9 protein-coding genes and 1 pseudogene are annotated in these 9,077 nt (G+C 71.0%); 6 read left to right on the plus strand and 4 right to left on the minus strand.

Annotated features, from left to right (window positions below; translation table 11 throughout):
* Positions 1–6: 6 nt before the first annotated feature.
* Complete coding sequence (locus tag ACIBO1_RS02715) at positions 7–384, minus strand: NADH-quinone oxidoreductase subunit A (protein ID WP_396740900.1); 378 nt, start codon at positions 382–384, stop codon at positions 7–9.
* Between the two features lie 329 nt (positions 385–713).
* Here ACIBO1_RS02715 and ACIBO1_RS02720 point away from each other — a divergent pair, with 329 nt between their 5' ends.
* A complete protein-coding gene (locus ACIBO1_RS02720; protein ID WP_396740901.1) occupies positions 714–2,561 on the plus strand; it encodes a 2-oxoacid:acceptor oxidoreductase subunit alpha in 1,848 nt (615 codons plus the stop codon).
* Positions 2,554–3,588, plus strand: coding sequence for a 2-oxoacid:ferredoxin oxidoreductase subunit beta (locus ACIBO1_RS02725; protein ID WP_396740903.1), 1,035 nt, complete (start codon positions 2,554–2,556; stop codon positions 3,586–3,588). The genes ACIBO1_RS02720 and ACIBO1_RS02725 overlap by 8 nt, the downstream gene beginning before the upstream one ends.
* Before the next feature lie 68 nt (positions 3,589–3,656).
* Here the strand turns inward: ACIBO1_RS02725 and ACIBO1_RS02730 are convergent, their stop codons facing one another.
* On the minus strand, positions 3,657–4,298 hold the full coding sequence (locus ACIBO1_RS02730) for an FMN-dependent NADH-azoreductase (RefSeq protein WP_396740905.1): 642 nt from the start codon (positions 4,296–4,298) through the stop codon (positions 3,657–3,659).
* Positions 4,299–4,381: 83 nt separating this feature from the next.
* Between ACIBO1_RS02730 and ACIBO1_RS02735 the strand changes: the two genes are divergently transcribed.
* Complete coding sequence (locus ACIBO1_RS02735; RefSeq protein WP_396740907.1) at positions 4,382–4,864, plus strand: MarR family winged helix-turn-helix transcriptional regulator; 483 nt, start codon at positions 4,382–4,384, stop codon at positions 4,862–4,864.
* Between the two features lie 13 nt (positions 4,865–4,877).
* On the opposite strand, the gene ACIBO1_RS02740 is transcribed toward ACIBO1_RS02735, so the two are convergent.
* Positions 4,878–5,891, minus strand: a complete 1,014-nt coding sequence (locus tag ACIBO1_RS02740; RefSeq protein ID WP_396740909.1) for a potassium channel family protein — start codon at positions 5,889–5,891, stop codon at positions 4,878–4,880.
* 157 nt (positions 5,892–6,048) lie between these two features.
* Here ACIBO1_RS02740 and ACIBO1_RS02745 point away from each other — a divergent pair.
* Both ACIBO1_RS02745 and ACIBO1_RS02750 read left to right on the plus strand, forming a co-directional pair.
* Positions 6,049–6,680: pseudogene (locus ACIBO1_RS02745) on the plus strand (helix-turn-helix domain-containing protein).
* Positions 6,681–6,996: 316 nt separating this feature from the next.
* Positions 6,997–7,596 (plus strand): ClpP family protease, encoded by a 600-nt coding sequence (locus ACIBO1_RS02750; protein ID WP_396740911.1) that lies wholly within the window; start codon positions 6,997–6,999, stop codon positions 7,594–7,596.
* On the opposite strand, the gene ACIBO1_RS02755 is transcribed toward ACIBO1_RS02750, so the two are convergent.
* A complete protein-coding gene (locus ACIBO1_RS02755) occupies positions 7,593–7,976 on the minus strand; it encodes a winged helix-turn-helix transcriptional regulator (protein ID WP_396740912.1) in 384 nt (127 codons plus the stop codon). The two genes, ACIBO1_RS02750 and ACIBO1_RS02755, sit on opposite strands and share 4 nt — an antisense overlap.
* Positions 7,977–8,081: 105 nt before the next feature.
* Here ACIBO1_RS02755 and ACIBO1_RS02760 point away from each other — a divergent pair, with 105 nt between their 5' ends.
* Positions 8,082–8,930 carry an SDR family oxidoreductase gene (locus ACIBO1_RS02760; RefSeq protein WP_396740914.1) on the plus strand — a complete coding sequence of 283 codons (849 nt, stop codon included), beginning with the start codon at positions 8,082–8,084 and terminating at the stop codon, positions 8,928–8,930.
* Positions 8,931–9,077: the final 147 nt, after the last annotated feature.

Consider the following 9,077-nt stretch of genomic DNA (forward strand, 5'->3'; position numbering starts at 1 on the left):
CCGGGGTCAGGTCCAGTCGAGGATCCGGCGACGCCAGGCGTACAGCAGGCCGAGCGCGAGGATGGCCACGAAGATCGCCATTTCCACGACCGTGACCAGGCCGAAGCCGGGTCGGTCGAAGACCACCGCCCAGGGGAAGAGGAACACCGCCTCGACCGCGAACAGCACGTACAGGTAGGCGTAGACGTAGTAGCGGATCTGCATCTGCGCCCAGTCGCCGCCGACGGGGTCGACACCGCACTCGTAGTTGGCCCGCTTGCCGGGCGGGTCCGCCGGGCGGGCCGGGCGCAGCACCCGGTTGGCCGAGAAGGCGACGACGAGGAAGAGGACGCCGGCGAGCAGCAACAGCCCGAGCGTCGCGTACGAGCCCAGGTAACCGGTCACGATCGATCAGCCTACCGGCGGAAACCGTCGGCGGGTCGGGTCAATCCCTGGCGGTCCGCCCGGATTGGGCGGTGATCTGGATTACGGCGTGCCGGGCGAAACCCCCCAAGGGGCCGCATAGACCCCCACAATCCAGTCCCAGTCGGCGGACCTCCGGGGCAGGCGGAGCCTCGATCCGACGTAGGCTCTGGGTGAGGAATGACAGGCGGGCCGGACCTTTCGCGGACGGCCGGTGCAGCGGCGCGTCAAGGAGGTCTCGTGGCCGGGCAAGGCGAGGTCACCATCCAGTTCAGCCGAGCGGGCCACGCACGACGGAGCGGGGTGCGGCCGTGAGCAAGCAGATCCGCCAACTGGAGCGGGTGGTCATCCGGTTCGCCGGTGACTCCGGCGACGGCATGCAGCTGACCGGCGACCGGTTCACCTCCGAGACCGCGCAACTGGGCAACGACATCTCCACGCTGCCCAACTTCCCGGCCGAGATCCGGGCACCCGCCGGCACCCTGCCGGGTGTGTCGAGCTTCCAGGTGCACTTCGCCGAGTACGACATCCTCACGCCCGGCGACGCGCCGAACGTGCTGGTGGCGATGAACCCGGCGGCACTCAAGGCCAACCTCGCCGACCTGCCGCGCGGGGCCGACATCATCGTCAACACCGACGAGTTCACCAAGCGCAACCTGGCCAAGGTCGGGTATGCCAGCAACCCGCTCGACGACGACAGTCTCGACGGGTACGCGGTGCACCCGGTGGCGCTGACCTCGATGACGATCGGCGCGCTGGCCGAGCAGGACGTGTCCAAGAAGGACGCCGAGCGGGCCAAGAACATGTTCGCTCTCGGGCTGCTGAGCTGGATGTACTCCCGCCCGTACTCCTCGACGCTGCGGTTCCTGGAGCGCAAGTTCGCCAAGCGCCCGGAGCTGGTCGCCGCCAACATCGCCGCCTTCAAGGCGGGCTGGAACTTCGGCGAGACCACCGAGGACTTCGCCGTCCGGTACGAGGTCAAGCCGGCCAAGATGCCGTCCGGGACGTACCGCAACATCACCGGCAACGCCGCGCTCTCGCTCGGTCTCGTCGCCGCCGGGGTCCGTTCCGGCCTGCCGGTGTTCCTCGGGGCGTACCCGATCACCCCGGCCTCGGACATCCTGCACGAGCTGAGCAAGCACAAGCGTTTCGGTGTCACCACCATGCAGGCCGAGGACGAGATCGCCGCGATCGGGGCGGCGCTGGGCGCCTCGTACGGCGGCGCGCTCGGGGTCACCACCACCAGCGGTCCCGGCGTCGCGCTGAAGGGCGAGACGATCTCGCTCGCGGTGGCGTTGGAGCTGCCGCTGGTCATCGTCGACGTGCAGCGGGCCGGGCCGTCCACGGGTATGCCGACCAAGACCGAGCAGGCCGACCTCAACATGGCGTTGTTCGGGCGGCACGGCGAGGCGCCGGTGGCGGTGATCGCGCCGAAGTCGCCGTCGGACTGCTTCCACGCCGCGCTGGAGGCGGCGCGGATCGCGCTGACCTACCGCACGCCGGTGATCCTGCTGTCGGACAACTACGTCGCCAACGGCTCCGAGCCGTGGCTGCTGCCCGAGGTGGAGTCCCTGCCCGACCTGCGGGTCGAGTTCGCCACCGCGCCGAACGGCGAGGACGGCACCACCTTCCTGCCCTACCTCCGCGATCCGCAGACGCTGGCCCGTCCGTGGGCGGTGCCCGGCACCCCGGGGCTGGAGCACCGGATCGGCGGTCTGGAGAAGGCCGACAAGACCGGCGACATCTCGTACGACCCGACGAACCACGACTTCATGGTGCGGACCCGGGCGGCCCGGATCGAGACCATCCCGGTGCCGGACGTCGAGGTCGAGGACCCGGACGGCGACGCCCGGGTGCTGGTGCTCGGTTGGGGCTCCACGTACGGCCCGATCGGTGCCGCCTGCCGGGCGCTGCGCCAGCGTGGGCTGCCGGTGGCCCAGGCGCACCTGCGCCACCTCGCGCCGATGCCGGCGAACCTGGGCACGGTGCTCGGTGCGTACGACCGGGTGGTCATCCCCGAGATGAACCTCGGCCAGCTCGCCCACGTGATCCGGGCCCGCTACCTGGTCGACGCGATCGGCTACAACCAGGTCCGCGGCCTGCCGTTCACCGCCGCCGAGCTGGAGTCGATGCTGGAAGAGGTCCTGAAGAATGTCTGAGCCCGTCGCTCTGAAGCTCACCGCCAAGGACTTCAAGTCCGACCAGGAGGTGCGCTGGTGCCCCGGCTGCGGTGACTACGCGATCCTCGCGGCCGTCCAGCAGTTCATGCCGGAGCTGAACATCCCCCGGGAGAACATCGTCTTCGTCTCGGGCATCGGCTGCTCGTCGCGCTTTCCGTACTACATGAACACCTACGGGATGCACTCGATCCACGGGCGTGCCCCGGCGATCGCCAGCGGCCTGTCGGTCTCCCGTCCGGACCTGTCGGTCTGGGTGGTCACCGGGGACGGTGACGCGCTCTCCATCGGCGGCAACCACCTGATCCACGCGCTGCGCCGCAACGTCAACCTCAAGATCCTGCTGTTCAACAACCGGATCTACGGTCTGACCAAGGGGCAGTACTCGCCGACCTCCGAGGTCGGCAAGATCACGAAGTCGACGCCGGTCGGGTCGGCGGACGCGCCGTTCAACCCGCTGTCGCTGGCGCTCGGTGCGGAGGCCACCTTCGTCGGCCGCACCATCGACTCGGACCGCAAGCATCTCCAGTCGGTGCTGCGCGCGGCGGCGGAGCACGAGGGTTCGGCCTTCGTGGAGATCTACCAGAACTGCAACATCTTCAACGACGGCGCGTTCGAGCAGCTCAAGGAGCCGGGCGTCCGCGACGACCACCTGATCCGGCTGGAGCACGGCCAGCCGATCACGTTCGGCAAGGACGGGCAGTTCTGCGTGGTGCACCCGCCGCGCGGCTTCGGCCTCGAGGTCCGCGAGACGGCGTCCACTCCGGCGGAGGAGATCGTGGTGCACGACGCCACGGTCGACGACCCGGCGTACGCCTTCGCGCTGTCCCGGCTGCCCGGCTTCGACCTGCGCAACACCCCGATCGGGGTGTTCCGGTCGGTACGCCGGCCGTCGTACGACAGCGTGGTCCAGGGGCAGGTGGCCGAGGCCCAGGCCAAGGTCACCGAGACGCCGGAGCAGCAGCTCGCCGGCCTGCTGGGCAGCGGCGACACCTGGACGATTCTCTGAGCCACCGGATCATCCGAAACGGCCGGGCCGCCCCCTGACGGGGCGGCCCGGCCGTTTTCCGTACCGGGTCAGACCGTGGCCGGCACCCACAGCTCGTCGATGCTCCGCTGCGCCACCGTGAGGCTCTCCTCGTGCAGCGGGATCAGCTCGGACATGGCCGGGACGCTCGGCGCCAGGGTCAGCTCGCAACCGATGAACCTCGGCTCCAGGCCGGTCATCGACAGACCGTGCGGCAGCCAGGGCGCGGCGTGGTCCCAGCCCTCACGCGGAGTGCCGGCGCCGTAGCCGCCGCCCCGGGAGGCCAGCACGATGAACTCCCGGCCACCGAGCAGCCCGGCACCGGTCGTCGGGTCGTACGACAGGCCGGGCGCGATCAACTGGTCCACCCAGCTCTTCACGCTGCTCGGCGCGCCGTAGTTGTAGAGCGGCAGCCCGAGCAGCACGGTGTCGGCGGCCCGCACCTCGGCGACCACCTGCTCGGTCAGCTCCCAGGTGCGGCGCTGCTCCGGGGTGCGCTGGTCGGGCGGCGTCCGCCGGGCCGTCTCGGCGGCCTCGTCGAGGTGCGGCAGCGGCTCCTTGCCGAGGTTGCGGTAGGTGATCGTGCCGCCGGGGTGCGCGGCCTGCCACGCGGCGGCGGCGCGGGCGGTGAGCCGGCGGCTGACCGACTGCTCTCCCCGGATGCTCGAGTCGATGTGCAACAGGTGCGGCATTGGCTAACCCCTCACAGATGGTTTGTGTAGCGCCAACTATTTATAGCAGGCCAATGTTTCGCGGTGGGGGTAAACTCGGTCACATGACTGCCGGGCCGGCCGAGCACAGGGAGCGTCGTTCCGGCGCCCTGCTCGAGTTCCTGGCCCGCCGGATGCGCCTACGGTCGGAGTCGGTGCTGGCACCGCTCGGCCTGCGGCCCCGGCACCTGGTCGCGCTCACCGTGCTGCGGGAGGCCGGCGAGATGAGTCAGCAGGCGTTGGCGGGCAGCCTGCAACTCGACGGCACGAACGTGGTGGGGCTGCTCAACGACCTGGAGACGGCGGAGCTCGTCGAGCGTCGCCGCTCCCCCGAGGACCGCCGTCGACACGTGGTCAGCCTCACCGAGCACGGGACGAAGCGGCTCAACGAGGCCGAGTGCGCCCTGGCCGGAGCCGAGGACGACGTACTCGCCGCACTCGACCCCGCCGAGCGGGACACGCTCTACGACCTGCTGCGGCGGGCCAGCAGCGGCGGGCCGGCGACCTGCACGGAGGCCATCCGGGACAACCCCGACGTCCTCTGCTGACCCGGGTCGGCGATCAGGGCAGGGTGTTGGCGGTGGGTCGGTCGTCGCGTACGTGGACCAGCATGTCGCCGGTCTCGACCACCGCGCCCGCCTGGTCGGCCAGGGTGACCACCTTGCCGCGCCGGACCAGGGCGATCACCAGGGACTCCAGTTCGCGCGGGTTCCGGCCCACCTCGTTCCGCTCGGCCGAGCGCATGGCCAGTGCCATCCCCTGACCGGGGGTCAGCAGATCCTCCACCACGTCGATCAGCGGCGGCGCGGAGGTCGACAGGCCCAGCAGCCGCCCGGCGGTCGCCGACGAGACGATCACGTGGTGCGCGCCGCTCTGCTTGAGCAGCGGCGCGTTCTCCGCCTCCCGCGCGGCGGCGATGATCCGCACCTGTCCGGCGGTGAGCTGCCGTACGGTCAGCGCCACCAGTACCGACGCGTCGTCGCTGTCGGTCGCGATGATCACCGCCTTGGCGGTCCGCACGTGTGCCTGGTTGAGCACCGAGGAGCGGGTGGCGGAGCCCTCGATGGCGACCAGCCCGTTCGAGGTGGCCTGCCGCAGCGCCGCGCCGTTGCGCTCCACCACCACGATCCGGGACTTCTCGAAACCGTTCTCCAGCAACGCCGAGACCGCGCTACGGCCCTTGGTGCCGTAGCCGCAGATGATGACGTGATCCTTCACTTTTCTCTCCCACCGGTGCAGGCGGCGGCCGGTCCGGTACTGCTCGGTCAGGACTTCCAGGGTGGTGCCGACCAGGATGATCAGGAACAGCACCCGGGCCGGCGTGATGAACAGGACGTTGATCAGCCGTGCCGAGTCGCTGACCGGGGTGATGTCGCCGTACCCGGTGGTGGAGAGCGAGACGACCACGTAGTAGAAGCAGTCGAGGAGCGTGATGCCGTCCTCGTTGACGTCCCGGTACCCGTCGCGGTCGAGGTAGACCACCGTCACCACGGCGAGCACCAGTCCGACGGCGGCGGCCAGCCGCAGACTCAACGCGCTGAGCGGACCTCGCCGCTGCGCGGGAAAGTGGATCACCGCGGGGCCTGGCCCGACTCGGTCGACTGCACGCCCACAAGATAGCCCCTGCCCGCCGATCCGCACGGCGGGGTGGCGCAGCGAGGGGCGGCGCGGCGGGCGTCGGCCCGGCATGATGGGTACGGTCAGCGCAGACCGGCGAGAGTGAGGCCCACGCATGACGTTGCTGCGACGGGTGATCGGTGCGGTGCTGCGCCGCCAGCGCCAACGACAGCACCGCACGCTACGCGAGGTGGCCGAGGCCGCCGGGGTGTCGGTGCCCTATCTCTCCGAGGTCGAGCGGGGGCGCAAGGAAGCCTCCTCCGAGGTGCTCGGCGCGGTCTCCCGGGCGCTCGGCCTCCCCCTGTCCGACCTGCTCGGAGAGGTACGCGACGAGCTGCGCCGGGTCGAGCGGCCGGCCCCGACCACTCCCCAGGGCAGTTACGTCCCGGCCGTCCGGGGTGGCAACCCCACCGCCTCCGTCCCGCGCGGCACGGACGGCTTCGCCCACCCGGTCGCGCAGTTCGGCGGCATCGGATTCGGCAGCAGCCTGATCGACACCGCGTCCCTCGGCACCGGCCTGGCCGGCGGGTTCCAGGGCAGCGGCGGGTCGGCGACGGTCGGCGGGTACGCCCGGCTGGGCGGCGACTTCGCCCCCGGTGGCGCCACCGGTGGCGGTGTCGTTGCTGGCGGTGTCGTCGCCGGTGGTGTCGCTGCCGGACCGTCCGGCGGATTCGGCTTCAATGGCGGTCTTCGCATCATCGTCTTCGGCGACACCGCCGAGGCCGACGCGGGAGCCGACGGCCCTGACCAGGCCACGGCCGAACCGGCAGGACGTCACCTGCAACCACTGTCGAGCTGATCCGCCCACGCCCTCAGGCTCGTCGGCGCGGCACCGACGAGGTCGCCGTCTGTCCCGCCCCGGCTGCTCGCCGGGGACCTGGTGGCGGCCGGGGCGTGGTCACGGCTGGGCCGACCAGCAGGACGGTGACCGCCGGACCCGTTCTGCCGTGGGCGGATCTGCCCCGGGCAGAAGTGCTGGGGAACGGCCACCCAGGCGGCGCACGCTGGACGGGCCGGTTCCCGAGCGGCGGAGGTCGCCCACCGGCGGGTGGAGGTGGACGAGATGGTCACGATGCTGGACGACGGTCAGCGGACCTTCGGCGACCAGGTGTACGAGCGGCTGCTGCGAGAGCGGATCGTCTTTCTCGGCAGCGAGGTGACCGACGAGGTCGCCAACCGGATCAACGCCCAGATCCTGCTGCTCGCGGCGGAGGACCCGGACCGGGACATCCATCTGTACATCAACTCGCCGGGCGGCTCGGTGAGCGCGGGGCTGGCGATCTACGACACGATGCGCTTCGTCCGCAACGACGTGGCGACGCTGGCGCTGGGCCTGGCCGCCTCGATGGGCCAGTTCCTGCTCTGCGCGGGTGCCGCCGGCAAGCGGTACGCGCTGCCGCACACCCGGGTGGTGATGCACCAGCCGCACGGCGGCTTCGGTGGCACGGTCAGCGACATCACCATCCAGGCGGAGAACATGCTGCACGTCAAGCGGACCATGCTGGAGTTGATCGCCCAGCACAGCGGCCGCCCGCTGGAGGAGGTCCAACGCGACTGGGACCGGGACCGCTGGTTCACCGCCGACGAGGCCCGCGAGTACGGCCTGATCGACCAGGTGGTCCGCGCCGCCACCGACCTCCCGACGCCCCTGACCGCAGGCTAGCGCTGATCCTGCTCGCGGGCGTCGTAGCGGGCGCGGGCGGCCTCCACCTCGGCGAGGTGGTCCGTCGCCCAGGCTTCCAGGCCGGCGACCAGTGACCGCAGGTCGTGCCCCAGGTCGGTGAGCTCGTAGTCGACCCGGGGCGGGACGGTGGCGTGCACGGTGCGGGTGACCAGGCCGTCGCGTTCCAGGCCACGCAGGGTCTGGGTGAGCATCTTCTGGCTCACGCCGTCGATCCGCTGGGCCAGCTCGCCGTACCGTTTGGGGCTGTTCGCGAGGGTCAGCACCACCAGAACGCTCCACCGGTCCCCGATCCGGTCGAGGACCTGTCGGCTGCCGCACTTCCGGTCGTACAGGTCGGGTTCCACGCTATTACTCTCCATCAGGATGTGGCGCACTTCAAGGTGCCTACTCTCCAACGGGAAGTGGTCAGGCGATCTTCCGGTTGCCTCCGACGTCAGGCAGTTTCCGTGGAGGGAGCAGTACCCATGTCCATCGTCGTCACCGGTGCCACCGGGCACCTCGGCCGGCTCATCGTCACCTCGCTGCTGGATCGGGGCATACCGGCCGGGCAGATCGTGGCGCTCGGCCGGGACACCGGCCGCCTCGCCGACCTGGCCGGGCGCGGCGTCACCGTCCGGCAGGCCGACTACGACGATCCCGAGTCGCTGCGGACCGCGTTCGCCGGTGCCGAGAAGCTGATGTTCGTCTCCGGCAGCGAGGTGGGCCGGCGGGTCGCACAGCACCGCAACGTGGTCGCCGCCGCCACGGAGGCCGGGGTCGGACTGGTCGTCTACACCAGCATCCCGAAGGCCGACACGTCGAGCCTGATCCTCGCCACCGAGCACCGCGCCACCGAGCAGGAGATCGTCGCTTCCGGGCTGCCGTACGTCCTGCTGCGCAACAGCTGGTACCTGGAGAACTATCTCCCGCAGCTCCCGACGTACCTGGAGCACGGGGTGGCGGGTGCGGCGGGTGACGGCCGGATCAGCGCCGCCGCCCGCGCGGACTTCGCGGAGGCCGCCGCCGTGGTGCTGACCAGCGAGGGACACACCAACCGGGTGTACGAGCTGGGTGGGCCGGCGTTCACCCTGGGCGAGCTGGCCGCCGAGGTGTCCCGGCAGAGCGGTCGGGAAGTGGGCTACCTGGACCTGCCGGTGGAGAAGTACGTCGAGGTGCTGGTCGGTGCCGGACTCCCCCAGGGGTACGCGGAGGTGCTGGCCGACGCCGACCGGGGTGCCGCCGAGGGTGAGCTGTACGTCGAGGGTGACGACCTGGCCACGCTGCTCGGACGGCCGCCGGTGACCCTCGCCGAGGCGATCCGCACCGCGCTCTGACCACGGACGGCCCGTCGCCCTTGGTGGCGGCGGGCCGTTGTCCTTGGTGGGCCGTTGTCCTGGGTGGCGGGCCTCCGTCCGCGGTGACGTGGGCTCGTCGCCGGTGGCGGACGGGGCGTTGTCACAGGGGCGGGCTAGCGTCGCGAC

The sequence above is a fragment of the Micromonospora sp. NPDC049903 genome (assembly GCF_044460945.1).
Classification (GTDB): Bacteria; Actinomycetota; Actinomycetes; order Mycobacteriales; family Micromonosporaceae; genus Micromonospora.